Here is a 14130-nt window from a genome sequence, read left to right as displayed (position 1 = left end):
GTTGACACTACTTTTTACCGCTGACAGGTTGTTTCCATGAATGAAGCCTCTATTCCCCTCCCGATTCCACCGGGCGACTGGCTGGGCATGATCGGAGGAGGGCAATTGGGGCGCATGTACTGCCATGCCGCGCAAAGCCTGGGCTACAAAGTCGCTGTGCTGGATCCGGATGCGCAAAGCCCCGCTGGGGCCGTCGCCGACCTTCACATTCGCGCCGCGTATGACGATCCGGTCGGGCTCAGGCAATTGGCTGAACGCTGCAAGGCGATCACGACCGAATTCGAGAATGTACCCGCGCAAAGTCTCGAAACCCTCGCATCGGTCTCCCTGGTGCGCCCCGGTGCGCATTCTGTCGCCATTGTCCAGGATCGTATCCGGGAAAAGGCCTTCATTGAAAGCACCGGGGTGCCGGTCGCTCCTTATGCCGCCATTCATGCACAGCAAGATATCGATGCCGTGCCGGAAGACTTGTTCCCGGGCATACTGAAAGCAGCCCGGCTGGGCTACGATGGCAAGGGCCAGGCCCGGGTCAACACGCGCGAAGAAGCGCGTCAGGCGCTGCAGGCATTCGGCGGCGTCGCCTGTGTACTCGAAGCGCTGCTGCCATTGGCCAGCGAACTCTCCGTCGTGATGGCACGTGCTGCCGACGGCCAGGCGGTTTTCTACCCTTCGGCCCGTAACGAGCATCGCGATGGCATATTGGCGGTTTCCATCGTCGACGCCCAACTGGCGGATCAAGCCATCGCAATCCAGGCCGCCAATGCGGCGCTGGCAATCGCAGAGGGGCTGCGGTATGTCGGGGTCATGTGTGTGGAATTTTTCGTGTTGCAGGATGGTCGCCTCATCGCCAACGAAATTGCGCCAAGGCCCCATAACAGTGGTCATTACACAATGAACGCAAGCGTCTGCAGCCAGTTTGAGCAGCAGGTGCGTGTCACCGCCGGCATGCCGCTGGGCGACACCGCGAGCCTGTGTTCCGTCGTCATGCTCAACATACTCGGGGATGTCTGGTTTGATCGGGCCTCCGGCCTGAAGCGCGAACCGGACTGGACCGCCGTGCTGGCCGTGCCCGGCGCCAAGCTGCATCTTTACGGTAAATCCGAAGCGAGACGCGGCCGGAAAATGGGTCATGTCAATGTACTGGGCGCCACGCTCGCGGAAGCGGAAAGCGCTGCGTCGCGGGTTGCGCTGGCGCTGGACATCCCTTTCCAGCCATGACCGCGAACGTTTCGTCGCCCGATATGAGCGCCTTGCTGGCAGAAGCGGCCCAGCGATTGATGGAAGGACGCCTGGTCGCCTTTCCCACCGAAACTGTCTATGGCCTTGGCGCGGATGCCGAGAATCCATTGGCGATCGCGCGGATTTATGCGGCCAAAGGACGTCCCTCCAATCATCCGGTCATTGTGCACGTGGCGCCCGAGGCCGATATCACGTATTGGGCCGCGTCCATCCCGCCCGAGGCGCGCGCCTTGATGCAGGCTTTCTGGCCAGGTCCGCTTACGCTTATCCTGCCACGAGCGCAACACATTCCCGCCGAGGTCAGCGGCGGCCATGGGAGCGTGGGGTTGCGCTGTCCCTCGCATCCCGTGGCCCAGGCCTTGTTGCGGCAGTTCGCCAGCCTCAAGCCCAACGGTCAGGGGGGCGTGGCCGCACCCTCGGCCAACAAGTTCGGGCAGGTTTCACCCACACATGCCGCGCATGTGCGGGCCGAGTTTCCAGAGTTGTCCACCGCGGCGTTGATGATACTGGAAGGAGGGCCCTCGCAGGTTGGCATCGAATCCACGATTGTCGATCTATCGCGAATAGACCAGGGCATAGGTCCGGTGTTGTTGCGGCCCGGCCATGTGACGGCAGCCCAGATTGCCGACGTTCTCGGCATTGCGCCGGCGCGCCCAGATGTCGGGGCGCCGCAGGTATCGGGTTCTTTGAAGGCGCATTACGCGCCGCGCACGCCCTTGTCGGTTCTGGCCATGGACGACTTGCTGCGGGCCGTCGATGCCACCGCAGATCCGATACACCGCGTGGCGGCCGTCGTCTTCAACGTCCCGGTCGCGGCGGCAAACGGCGGAAACGTGGATTGGCTGGTATGCGCCAATAAGCCGGATGCTTATGCGCGGGAACTATACGCCTTGCTACGACGCCTGGATGACCAGGGGTATGCGCGCATCCTGTTCGAGCAGCCGCCACGCAATGCGCAATGGCAGGCCGTCAACGATCGTATCGGACGCGCGGCGGCGGCTTTTTCCTGACGATACACGGCTTTGCTTATTTCCTATACGCCGAGATAGCGCATGAGCAGGTCGGGTTGGCCAGCCAGTTCCACACTGGGCTGATTTTCGACCAGGCAACCTTTCTCCATGACAACGCATCGGTCGGTGTGTGCCAGCACCTTTCGATAATTGCGGTCCACGATCAGCGTGGACATGCCCGTTGTGCGTACGGAAGCGATGATGCGCCAGATCTCCGCAATGATGAGCGGTGCAAGGCCTTCGGTGGCCTCGTCCAGGATGAGGACGTCGGGATTGGTCATCAGCGCTCGTCCTATGGCGAGCATTTGCTGCTCGCCTCCGGACAGTTGCTGTCCGCCATGTTCCAGGCGCTCGGCAAGACGGGGAAAAGTCTGCAGTACACGGTGGTAGGTCCAATCGCTACGGCCTTCGAAGCTCGGGCGCGCCGCCACTTGCAGGTTTTCCCGCACATTGAGGTTGGGAAAGATTCCACGTCCTTCGGGCACGTAGGCAACACCCAGCCTCGCAACCTGGTGCGGCGCGGCGCGCGTGCAGTCTTTGCCGCGTATGGTAACAGCGCCGCTGCTTGCAGGAACATGGCCCATGATGGTTCGTATGAGCGTACTTTTTCCCATACCGTTCCTGCCCAGCAGCCCTATGGATTCACCCGATCCGATATCCAGGCTGACGCCCTGTAGGACATGGCTCTCGCCATAATGCGCATGCAGCGAGCGCGCCTGAATGAAGGGCTTCATTCCTCCTCCCCCAGATAGGCAGTCTGCACGTCCGGATTGCGTCGTATCGCCTGCGGTTCGCCTTGCGCGATGACACGGCCATTGACCATTACGGTGATTTCGTCGGCGACCTTGAATACCGCGTCCATGTCATGCTCGACCAGCAAGATGGCGTGCTCGTACTTGAGCGATGCCAGTAGCGCAAGCATCCTTTCGGTCTCTTCAGGTCCCATGCCTGCCAGAGGCTCATCGAGCAGCAACACCTGGGGGTGCGTGGCAAGACTCATTGCAATCTCAAGCTGTCGCTTGCGTCCGTGCGACAGCATGCCCGCCGTATGAGCGCGGTCGGACTCCAGTCCTGCCATTTGTATGGCCTGGTCTGCCGCGTCGTTGCTGTAGCGGCAGTTGCGGGCAGGAGTCGTCCAGTTCCAGAACTGTTGGCGATTGGCTTGCGCGGCAATGCGACAGTTCTCGTGCACGGTCAGGGAAGGGAAAATGGTCGTGCGCTGATAACTGCGGCCCAGCCCGGCCCTGGCCCGGCGTGGCTGCGACCATGAAGTCACCTCTTGGTGATGCAGGAATATGGCGCCCTCATTGGGTGCAAGTTCGCCGGCCAGCACGCTGACCAGGGTCGACTTGCCGGCGCCGTTCGTACCGATCACGGCGTGTACGGTGCCTCGCGCCAGGTTTAGTGACACGTCATCGATGGCGACCAGGCCCTGGAAGCGGCGGGTGATGTTTTTCGCGGACAATAAAATTTCTGGCATGGACTATCCTTGCGATGGGGCCGGTCGGGCGGCGGCGCGCTTGCCGCGCCACTGGGCCGAGATACCGATGAGACCGTTGGGCATCAGCGCAACCAAGGCAATAATGCTCAGGCCGAAAGTAAGATGCCAATGGCTGGACCAATCGCCGAATAGCGCCTGCGACTGAAAGGCCTCTTGAAGCAGTGTCAGTCCGGTGGCGCCTAGCACGGCTCCCCACAATCGGGTGCTGCCTCCCAGGATGACCATGAGCAATACCAGGCCCGACTGTTCCCACGCCAGCAGTTCCGGATTCACGAAACCGTCTTTGGCCGCATAGAGCAGTCCGCTGATTCCGGCCATGGCGCCGGCCAGCGCGTACGCAACCAGTTTGTAGTTGAAGGTTGAGTAACCCGCGCTGCGCATGCGCTGCTCATTGACACGGATACCTGCCAGTGCCGCGCCGAATCGCGAGCGCATCAATACGGCGAGGAAAATCCAGCTGACCAACAGGCAGCCAAGGGTGAACAAATAGAAGCTGTAAGGACTGTCGATATTCAGGAGCAGCATGTCCCCCAGGCGCAGCTCAGGACGGAAGTACAGATAGATACCGTCGCTGCCTCCGCCGATGTCGGTGTCATGAAAGACGTAGTAAGCCATTTGCGAGAAGGCCAGTGTCACCATGATGAAATACACACCCTTGGTTCGCAGGGCGAGCGCTCCGGTTACCAGGGCGTAGACCAGTGCGCACAGCATGGCGGCCGGCAACAGGATGAACAAATTGCCCGGCCCCGACTCAGGTGAAAACAGTGTCGTCGCATAGGCCGCAATGCCAAAGAAGGCCGCATGGCCCAGGCTGACCAAGCCGACGCCGCCCACCAGCAATTGCAGGCTCAGTGCGAAGATCGCGAAGATCATGATCTTGATGGCGAGGCTGATGTAGTAGTCGCCAAGCACCAGCGGCAATACACCAACCACCACCAGCAGGGCGACGATGAACAAGGCGCGTAAAGTAAACATGAATCAGCCTTGTCGGAAGAGCCCTTCGGGCTTGAACAGAAGAATGGCGGCCATCAGGACATAAACCAGGACTCCGGCGATGCCCGGGAAGAATACCTGTCCGAACGTGTCGACAAAACCTACCAGCATGGCGGCAAGAAAAGCGCCTTTGATGGAGCCGATTCCGCCGATCACCACGACCACGAAGCAGATGATAAGAACGCTGTTTCCCATCCCGGGGTATACAGATGAAACAGGCGCGGCGATGGCGCCCGCAAGTGCCGCCAAGGCGACGCCGATGGCGAATACGATACGGTACAGACCGTTGATGTCTATGCCCAGCGAGCTGATCATTTCCCGGTTGCTGGCCCCTGCCCGTATCATCATGCCCAGGCGCGTATGCGTCAGGACCCAGTAGAGCAGGCCGGCCACCAGTAAACAGACGGCCGATATGAAGAGCCGGTATAGCGGGTAGGTCATGACATCGCCAAGGGCGATGGAGCCTGACAGCCAGGAAGGCACGGGCACGCCATGGACGTCATTGCCCACGGCTATGCTGCGCAGCTCTTCGAAAACCAGGATCAGGCCATAGGTCATCAGGACCTGTTGCAAGTGATCCCGGTAATACAGGAAGCTGAAGAACGCCCACTCGAGAAAGTAGCCCAGAATGGCCGCGGCGATCACGCAGAACAGGACAGTAACAAGGAAGCCGCCACCCAGATGCTGGGCTATGAGCGGTTCCAGGGCAAAGGCCATGTAGGCCCCGACCATATAAAAGCTGCCATGGGCAAGATTGATGATGCCCATGATGCCAAAGATCAGTGTCAGGCCGCTGGCAACAAGAAACAACAAAAGCCCATATTGCACCGCATTCAGGCACTGGATCAGAAAGATGGCGGGGTCCACAAAAGCTCCTTGGTACTGCGATTACAGGCGACAGCCCCGAGCCGGGTCGGCCAGCGCCTTGATGGCCACGCCCTGGCTCAGGTTTTGTTCACCCTTGACCTGGCGCAGGTAGATGTCCTGGATAGGATTGCCTGCCTTGGATAGGGTGAACGGCCCGCGCGGGCTATCGATGGTGGCGGCGCTCATGGCGCTGCGCATATCTTCTTTTTTCGATACATCGCCATTGACGGCTTTCAGTCCGGCACCCAGCAACTGGGCGGCATCATAGCCCTGCACCGCATAGACATCGGGTTGCATGGCGGGATAGGACTTGGAGTAGTTGGCCCGGAAGGCATTGTCACGCGGCGTGTTCAGGCCGTCTGCATAATGCAGGGTGGTGAACAGGCCCTGGGCAGCTTCGCCCTGCGCCTTCAATGTGCCGTCGGTCATGAACCCGCTGCTGAGCAGGGCCACCGACTTGCCCAGGCCCGAGGCGGCATAGTCCTGGACGAATTTCACTGCTCCGCCGCCGGCAAAAAACGTGAAGACCGCGTCCGGCTTGAGCGAAGCGACTTCAGTGAGCAAAGGCTGGAACTCTACGTTGGGGAAGGGCAAGGTCAATTCCTTGATTACCTTGCCACCTTGTTTCTCGAACGATTCCTTGAATCCCGCAATGGCTTCCTTACCGGCCGCGTAATTCCATGTGACGGTCACCGCGGTCTTGTAGCCTTTTTCGACAGCTACCGGACCCATGGCGTAGGACGGTTGCCAGTTGGAGAACGAGGTCCGGAAAATATTCTTGCTGCAGAGGGGGCCGGTAATCGTATCGGCGCCGGCATTCGGAATGATGAGCGTGGTATCGGAGTCTTTGGCGGCCTTTGCCAGGGCCATGGCGACGCCGGAGTGCACGGTGCCGACCAGAATATCGACCTGGTCGCGCTTGATCAGGCGGTTGGCATTATCGGGCGCCTTGGACGGATTCGATTCGTCATCGACCTGGAAGTATTCGAGGTCCTGGCCAGCAAGCTTGCCGCCTTGTTCCTGCACGTAAAGCTTGAAACCGTTTTCGATGGCCTGGCCCAGGGCGGCGTAGGTGCCGCTATAAGGAAGCATGAAGCCCACCTTGACACTGGCCAGCGCATTGCCGGATCCGAGAGCGAGCACTGCAGCCAGGGCGGTGCCGGTCAATACTTGTTTCATATGTCTGCTCCTTGGTTTTTATATAAATTACAGCATGGTGCGCGTTGCGCGAGTGAACGGTGATTCAGTTGATGCAGGAGTCCAGGTGTGCGACAAACGTCGTCAAGGTCTGAATCACGGCGGTTGGTTGATCGCGATGCGGAGAATGGCCGCAGCGAGGAAGAATACACAATTCGGTCTGGGTTGCGACGGCCTGTATGCCGAAGATCTGTTCCAGCGATCCGTACTCGTCGTCCTCACCCTGAATGGCAAGCACGGGACACCGGACCTTGCCCAGGTATTCCCGGATCGACCAGGCTCGGAAATCGGGATTCAGCCAGATATCGTTCCAGCCCCAGAATGCAGAATCCGGATCCTGGTGATATCGCCCCAGTTTGCGCGGCAGGTCGGTGTTCAGGTAGGCCTCGCGTGCGTTCTCGATATTGGATATGGTGACGTCTTCAACGAAAATGTGCGGGGCAGCCACGGCTATCGCCTTGACCCGCCCGGGATACATCGCGGCATACAATAAGGCGATAGAGCCTCCGTCGCTGTGCCCGAACAGAATGGGGCGTTCGTGCTCCAGTGCCAGTGCTTCGAACAAGGCCGGTAAGACGTCCTGCGCCTGCGTGTGCATGAAGCTGACCGGCCACTTTTCATCATGAGGGCGTGGTGTGCTCAGCCCATATCCATAGCGCGAGAAAACCAGGCCGCGGCAGTCCAGGGCATCGCACACTTGTTCAGGCCAGTCTTTCCACATCGACGCCGAGCCCAGACCTTCATGCAGGAAAACCACCAAGTCCTTGCCGGCCCTGTCCAAACCCAACCATTGGCATTCGATGAGCAGGTCGCGTCCAAGGGCGTGTACAGGGACAAGGTTGGGCTGAAGGCTGGAAGATTCTTGTTTCATGGTGCTATTTATTCAGTTGCCTTAAGCGGAAGCGCTGGATCTTCCCGGTCGCGGTTTTGGGCAGATCGTCGATGAAATGTATGGTGCGAGGATACTTGAAAGGCGCCAGGTGTTGTTTTATATAAGCCTGCAGCGCGTGTGCGGTGTCCGGGTCGCCTGTGCGGCCTTCGCGCAATACGACATATGCAAGCGTCTTGGTCAGGCCATCGTTGTCGAGTACGCCGATGACGGCGGCTTCCAGGACGCATTCATGCTGGATAAGCATGTTTTCGACTTCAATCGGCGATACATACTGGCCACTGACCTTGATCATGTCATCGCTGCGCCCCGCGTAGGTGTAATACCCTTCGGCATCGTACACATATTTATCACCGCTCTTGATCCAGGCGCCCTGGAAGGTCTCCAGCGACTTGGGACGATTGTTCCAGTACATGAGTGCCGAACTGGGGCCTTTGATATACAGGTCTCCTATGGCGCCTGCGGGGACCGACTGGCCGTGCTCGTCGCGCAGATCGACTTCATAGCCGGGCACCGGCTTGCCGGTTGTGCCATAGTGGATTTGTCCGGGCTGATTGGACAGAAAAATATGCAGCATCTCCGTCGAGCCTATGCCGTCCAGGATATCGCAAGCAAAATGCTGTTGGAAACGCAGGCCCAGATCGCGGGGCAATGCCTCGCCCGCCGAGGCGCAGATGCGTAGCGCCACCTGCTCCCGCGTGGGCAATGAGGCGGAAGCCAGCATGCTGGCGTATAGCGTCGGTACGCCGCAGAAGATCGTGGGGCTATGCCTCGTCAAACGCTGAAAGACGGCATCCGGCGTGGGGCGTTCCGCCATCAGGATGGTCGTTGCGCCGACCGACAGTGGGAAGGTCAGTGCGTTGCCCAGGCCGTAGGCGAAAAACAGTTTGGCGGCTGAAAATACGACGTCATTTTCCTGTATGCCGAGTATGGGCTTGCCATAGAGCTCGGCGGTATGCCACAAATTGGCGTGAGTGTGCACCACGCCTTTGGGCTGGCCTGTGGAGCCCGACGAGTAGAGCCAGAATGCGATCTCGTCGGAAAGCGTAGGACAGGCCGGCTCCACCGGTTGTGCCGCCGTCATCAGGGCATGCAGGTCCAGGCATGGGCTGGGCAGCGTCTGCTCGGCCTGCGACACGACGATATGCTTGACGTCGTGTGTGCCCTGGCTCATTCCCTGTTGTATGACAGGCAACAGCGCATTCGAGACGAAGACGGCCTGGCTGCGACTGTGCTGGAGCATATAGGCGTAGTCGTCCGCCGTAAGCAAGGTGTTGACGGCAACGGGCACGACGCCGGCGTACAGAGCACCAAGAAAGGCAACGGGCCAGTCTATCGTGTCATGCATCAACACCAGGATGCGCTCTTCGCGGCGTATGCCCAGATTGCGCAACAGCCCGGCGAATTGCTGGATCCTGTTCGCCAGCTCTCCATAGCTCAGCGTTCGTCTGTCGTCGATGTAGGCTGTTTTATCGGCCAGGTGTGCGTTGCTTTGGATGAGATGGCCTGCATAATTCATCTCGACGGGACAGGCATGCATGAGTTGTCTCCAGCGTAATTATTGTGTGTGCGGTAGCCGTCCTGGCGTTCAGGATTGAGTGAACGTGATCTTCCCTTGAGGAAGCAGATAAAGCACCAGCGCGCGTCCGGCACTGACAGAAGGACTGTGCACGGTCTGCGGCCCATAGACAAGCCAGCCCGCCGGCCGGCCGTCGAAACGTGCTTCGGCATCCAGCGGCATGATGAGGTCTATTTCGCCTTCCGGATGGCAATGTTCGGGCCCGGCGATGTCATTCATCTCCACGACGTCCACTGAATAACCGCTCAAATCCTCCGCCGGCTTGATGATCCTTCCGTAACGTATGCCCCCGTGCTCATGCTTGCACATCCAACCGTCTTCTATGCCCTGCTTGCAGGCACGGACTATGGATTGGCACACTTCGCCTTCGTAGGGAAATGTCTGCTCCAGCGAATATTGCAACGATGCATTGAGCGGCCGGCCGCCGATCTCGCTGGTGACGGTCTGGATCAATTGCCGGAATGCTTCGATGCTGCTCATGGAAAATCCTTTCTTTACTAGGTGGCCAATGCCGCGCCGGTCCTGTTGTTTTGATTTGCATCAACTTCTGTGTCTCAGGATGAAAATTAGGGCTTTTGTTCTGGCAAGTCAAGCACTATAATGCATGTTAACCATCAGCTTAGGGTTATTCTGGGTGAAAAAGAAAGCATTAGACCGGAAAGCAGCCGTCGCCCTGCTGGACTCCTCCTCTGGAGTCGACCCTTATTTGTCATCGCTCGGCGAACGAGTGCGCCGCATGCGTGCCATTCGTGGACTGACCCGCAAAGAGCTTGCCAACGCCACGGGCGTCTCTGAACGTCACTTGGCCAATCTCGAGCTCGGGGTTGGCAACGTCTCTGTGCTGGTGTTGCGGCAAATCGCGCATGCCTTTCATTGCACCATGGCGGAACTCGTTGGCGACGTGACCACCGCCAGCCCCGAATGGCTGCTCATACGCGAACTGCTGGAAAAGAGATCAGAACAGGAACTCCAGCGGGCTCGGGAAACGCTTGCGGAACTCTTTGCGGAAAATCATGGGCCTGGAAACAGGAACAAGCTTCAGCAGATCGCACTGATCGGACTTCGCGGAGCCGGTAAATCCACGCTGGGTCGTCTGCTGGCAGCCGATATCGGTTATCCCTTCGTCGAGCTCAGCGCCGAGATCGAACGCGTCGCCGGCTGCGGCATTCTGGAAATCCATAGCCTGTACGGGCCTATGGCCTATCGTCGATATGAAAGACGTGCGCTGGAGGAAGCTCTGCAGCTTTATCCGGAAATGGTGCTTGCAACACCAGGTGGCCTGGTGTCCGAGCCGGCCACCATGAATCTGATGTTGGCGCATTGCTACACGATCTGGATCAAGGCAACGCCCGAAGAACATATGCAGCGCGTCATGGCGCAGGGCGACTTCCGCCCTATGGCGGGCAACAATGAAGCGATGGCCGACCTGAAGCGCATCCTGGCCAGCCGCGAAGCGTTCTATTCCAAGGCCGACTGGGTATGTTCCACGACCCAGGTAACCCTGGAGGAATGCCTTAAAGGGTTGCGTGAGCATGTTCGCCGGCTGGCGGGGATGCCGTACTGAGGGATGAGCAAATAGGGAAAAACGAGTATGCATTGTTATGCATGTTGCGTTGACACTGTGCTTTCAGTGCAATATTATGCATGAATCATTGCATGGTAAGCATTATCTTTCAGCTTCAGAGCCCAGGAACCTAACTCATGACCGAAGCCAGCACTCTTGTTGATTTTCGTACCGACCCTTCCCAGTACAAGCATTGGGTCTTGACGTTTGATGGCGAGATCGCGACGCTTGCCATGGACGTCTCGGAAGACGGCGGCATTCGTCCCGGCTACAAGCTCAAGTTGAATTCCTACGACCTTGGGGTCGATATTGAACTGCACGATGCGCTGCAGCGCATTCGCTTTGAGCATCCCGAAGTACGCACGGTGGTCGTCACCAGCCTGAAAGACCGTATCTTTTGTTCAGGTGCCAATATTTTCATGCTGGGCCTATCGACGCATGCCTGGAAGGTGAACTTCTGCAAGTTCACCAACGAGACCCGCAACGGTATCGAGGATTCCAGCAGGCATAGCGGCCTGAAGTTCGTGGCTGGCCTGAATGGGGCTTGTGCGGGCGGCGGCTACGAGCTGGCGCTGGCTTGCGACGAGATACTGCTTATCGACGACCGTTCATCTGCGGTGGCCCTGCCCGAAGTGCCGCTGCTTGGCGTGCTGCCGGGCACCGGCGGACTTACCCGCGTTACCGACAAGCGCAAGGTGCGTCACGACTATGCCGATATTTTCTGCACGCTAGTCGAGGGCGTGCGCGGTCAGCGGGCCAAGGACTGGCGACTTGTCGATGACGTCATCAAGCCAGCCCAGTTTGCCGAACACGTGAAGAGCCGTGCGGGCCAGCTGGCCGCGAAAAGCGATCGTCCCCGCGATGCGCGCGGCGTAAGCCTTACGCCATTGAAGCGGATGGTGTCCGATAACGACGTCGAGTACGAATACGTGCACGTCCAAATCGATAGGGAAAAGCGCCTGGCCACCTGGACCGTCCGCGCGCCGCAAAGTGTCGTTGCCCAGGATATCGACGCAATCCAGGATCAGGGCGCCGCCTGGTGGCCCCTGCAAATGGCCCGCGAGCTTGATGACGCCATTTTGCACATGCGTGCCAACGAGCTCGATATCGGTACCTGGATCTTCAAAACCCGCGGCGATCCGGCCCTGGTGCTCGCCGTCGACGATACTCTGCAGCGCCTGGCGGACCACTGGCTGGTGCGCGAAACAATCGGCATGTTGCGACGCACGCTGGCGCGCTTGGATGTCACATCGCGTTCGCTGTTCGCGCTGATCGAAGAGGGCTCCTGCTTTGTAGGTACTCTGTTCGAGCTCGCGTTGGCCTGCGATCGTTCGTACATGCTGGACGATCCGGACGCTGGGAAACCGGTACACATTGCACTGACCGGCCTGAATTTTGGCCACTATCCGATGGTGACTGGCCAGAGCCGTATCGACCGGCGCTTCCACGAAGAAACGGAACCTGTCGAAGCCGCCCGTGCCACTCTGGAAAGCCTGATTACCGCAGGGAAGGCCCAGTCCCTGGGCCTGGTCACCTTTTCACTCGACAGCATGGACTGGGACGATGAAATCCGGATCGCGCTGGAGGAGCGCAGGGCGTTGTCACCCGATGCGCTGACAGGCCTGGAGGCCAACCTGCGCTTTTGCGGTATCGAAACCATGGAGACCCGTATATTCGGCCGACTGACCGCGTGGCAGAACTGGATCTTCAACCGCCCCAATGCCGCCGGAGACAAGGGCGCATTGAAGCTGTACGGCAAGGGCGAGCAAGCCAGTTTCGACTGGAATCGCGTTTAACGTCCCGCATACTCATAACGCCAGAACAATCCCCAAGGAGCAAGGACATGTCAGGTATCAATTATTCCGAAAAAATCCCGAATAACGTCAACCTGTCCGGAGATCGCACGTTGCAGCGCGCCCTGGAACATTGGCAGCCTAATTATCTGCAGTGGTGGCGCGAAATGGGGCCGGAGGCATCGCAGAATTTCGATGTCTACCTCCGTACAGCGGTCAGTGTCCAGCCCGACGGCTGGGCGAATTTCGATCATGTAAAAATGCCCGATTACCGATGGGGCATATTCCTTGCCCCGCAGGATGGCAACAGGAAAGTCCATTTCGGCGAGAACATCGGCCGCGATGTGTGGCAGGAAGCACCAGGCGAACACCGCGCCAATCTGCGGCGCATCATCGTCACGCAGGGCGATACTGAACCCGCATCGGTCGAGCAGCAACGCCACCTGGGCCTGACTGCGCCTTCGCAATACGACTTGCGCAACCTCTTTCAGGTGAATGTCGAAGAAGGCCGCCATCTATGGGCGATGGTGTACTTGCTGCACCGCTATTTTGGCCGCGATGGCCGCGAGGAAGCCGACGCCTTGCTGCAGCGCAATTCCGGCGACCAGGACAGCCCACGCATTCTTGGCGCATTCAACGAGAAGACGCCCGACTGGCTGGCTTTCTACATGTTCACCTACTTTACCGACCGCGATGGCAAGTTCCAATTGTGCGCCTTGGCTGAGTCCAGTTTCGATCCCCTGGCCAGGACCACGAAATTCATGCTGACCGAGGAAGCACACCACATGTTCGTGGGCGAATCCGGGGTCTCGCGCGTCTTGCAACGTACGGCCGAAGTAATGAACCAGTTGAAAACCGAGGATCCCGCCGTCCTTCGCGCCGCCGGGGTCGTCGATCTGCCTACGATCCAGCGCTACCTGAACTTCCATTACAGCGTCACTATCGACCTGTTCGGCGCCGACCAGTCCTCGAACGCTGCCATTTTCTATAGTTCGGGCCTGAAAGGCCGTTACGAAGAAGGCAAGCGGGCCGACGACCACCAGCTCAAGAACGATACCTATCGTGTGCTCGAAGTGGTGAACGGCGAGCTGCGCGATACCGAAGTGCCAATGCTCAATGCATTGAATGAAGTCTTGCGTGACGACTTCATCAAGGATTCCATGGCGGGTGTAGGACGCTGGAACAAGGTGCTTGAAAAGAATGGTATTGCCTTCCGCCTGACGGTGCCTCACAAGGCTTTCAACCGTCGCATCGGAACGCTTGCAGGGATACGCGTGTCACCGGAGGGCATGGTATTGAGCGAGGAGCAATGGAAGCTGCACGAACACAAGTGGTTGGCAACACCCGACGACCGCGAATTCGTTTCGTCGCTGATGGGTCGCGTGGTCGAACCCGGAAAGTTCGCTAACTGGATCGCGCCGCCTGTTATTGGCGTCAATCGCCAGCCTATCAACTTCGAATATGTCCGCTTCAACTGAAGCGCGGCCAGGCTTGTACC

The 14130-nt window shown here is 58.9% G+C and carries 13 protein-coding genes; 5 read left to right on the top strand and 8 right to left on the bottom strand.

Annotated features, from left to right (window positions below; all coding sequences use genetic code 11):
* The first annotated feature begins 36 nt into the window (after positions 1 to 36).
* Both CR155_RS15190 and CR155_RS15185 read left to right on the top strand, forming a co-directional pair.
* Positions 37 to 1218 carry a 5-(carboxyamino)imidazole ribonucleotide synthase gene (locus tag CR155_RS15190; protein ID WP_102070879.1) on the top strand — a complete coding sequence of 394 codons (1182 nt, stop codon included), beginning with the start codon at positions 37 to 39 and terminating at the stop codon, positions 1216 to 1218.
* A complete protein-coding gene (locus CR155_RS15185) occupies positions 1215 to 2249 on the top strand; it encodes an L-threonylcarbamoyladenylate synthase (protein ID WP_102070878.1) in 1035 nt (344 codons plus the stop codon). The genes CR155_RS15190 and CR155_RS15185 overlap by 4 nt, the downstream gene beginning before the upstream one ends.
* 23 nt (positions 2250 to 2272) lie before the next feature.
* Here the strand turns inward: CR155_RS15185 and CR155_RS15180 are convergent, their stop codons facing one another.
* From CR155_RS15180 to CR155_RS15145, 8 genes are all read right to left on the bottom strand, one after another.
* Complete coding sequence (locus CR155_RS15180) at positions 2273 to 2983, bottom strand: ABC transporter ATP-binding protein (RefSeq protein ID WP_102070877.1); 711 nt, start codon at positions 2981 to 2983, stop codon at positions 2273 to 2275.
* Positions 2980 to 3729: an ABC transporter ATP-binding protein gene (locus CR155_RS15175; RefSeq protein WP_102070876.1), complete on the bottom strand. Its 750-nt coding sequence runs from the start codon at positions 3727 to 3729 to the stop codon at positions 2980 to 2982. Before CR155_RS15175 ends, CR155_RS15180 begins: the two co-directional genes overlap by 4 nt.
* Before the next feature lie 3 nt (positions 3730 to 3732).
* Positions 3733 to 4725, bottom strand: a complete 993-nt coding sequence (locus CR155_RS15170) for a branched-chain amino acid ABC transporter permease (protein WP_199171779.1) — start codon at positions 4723 to 4725, stop codon at positions 3733 to 3735.
* A gap of 3 nt (positions 4726 to 4728) precedes the next feature.
* Complete coding sequence (locus CR155_RS15165) at positions 4729 to 5610, bottom strand: branched-chain amino acid ABC transporter permease (RefSeq protein ID WP_102070875.1); 882 nt, start codon at positions 5608 to 5610, stop codon at positions 4729 to 4731.
* 21 nt (positions 5611 to 5631) lie between these two features.
* Positions 5632 to 6789: an ABC transporter substrate-binding protein gene (locus CR155_RS15160; RefSeq protein WP_102070874.1), complete on the bottom strand. Its 1158-nt coding sequence runs from the start codon at positions 6787 to 6789 to the stop codon at positions 5632 to 5634.
* A 64-nt stretch (positions 6790 to 6853) separates the two neighbouring features.
* Positions 6854 to 7678 (bottom strand): alpha/beta fold hydrolase, encoded by an 825-nt coding sequence (locus CR155_RS15155; protein WP_102070873.1) that lies wholly within the window; start codon positions 7676 to 7678, stop codon positions 6854 to 6856.
* Between the two features lie 4 nt (positions 7679 to 7682).
* Positions 7683 to 9236 carry a benzoate-CoA ligase family protein gene (locus tag CR155_RS15150; protein WP_102070872.1) on the bottom strand — a complete coding sequence of 518 codons (1554 nt, stop codon included), beginning with the start codon at positions 9234 to 9236 and terminating at the stop codon, positions 7683 to 7685.
* Positions 9237 to 9284: 48 nt separating this feature from the next.
* Complete coding sequence (locus CR155_RS15145; RefSeq protein WP_102070871.1) at positions 9285 to 9755, bottom strand: 4-hydroxylaminobenzoate lyase; 471 nt, start codon at positions 9753 to 9755, stop codon at positions 9285 to 9287.
* 193 nt (positions 9756 to 9948) lie between these two features.
* Between CR155_RS15145 and CR155_RS15140 the strand changes: the two genes are divergently transcribed.
* From CR155_RS15140 to boxB, 3 genes are all read left to right on the top strand, one after another.
* Positions 9949 to 10839, top strand: a complete 891-nt coding sequence (locus tag CR155_RS15140; RefSeq protein ID WP_233214353.1) for a helix-turn-helix transcriptional regulator — start codon at positions 9949 to 9951, stop codon at positions 10837 to 10839.
* A 137-nt stretch (positions 10840 to 10976) separates the two neighbouring features.
* Positions 10977 to 12635 carry a 2,3-epoxybenzoyl-CoA dihydrolase gene (boxC, locus tag CR155_RS15135; RefSeq protein WP_102070869.1) on the top strand — a complete coding sequence of 553 codons (1659 nt, stop codon included), beginning with the start codon at positions 10977 to 10979 and terminating at the stop codon, positions 12633 to 12635.
* A 47-nt stretch (positions 12636 to 12682) separates the two neighbouring features.
* Complete coding sequence (boxB, locus tag CR155_RS15130; protein ID WP_102070868.1) at positions 12683 to 14110, top strand: benzoyl-CoA 2,3-epoxidase subunit BoxB; 1428 nt, start codon at positions 12683 to 12685, stop codon at positions 14108 to 14110.
* Positions 14111 to 14130 lie beyond the last annotated feature (20 nt).

The sequence above is a fragment of the Pollutimonas nitritireducens genome (assembly GCF_002849615.1).
Classification (GTDB): Bacteria; Pseudomonadota; Gammaproteobacteria; order Burkholderiales; family Burkholderiaceae_B; genus Pollutimonas; species Pollutimonas nitritireducens.
Note: the sequence above shows the minus strand (reverse complement) of the source record. Positions and strands in the feature narration are given on the sequence as shown.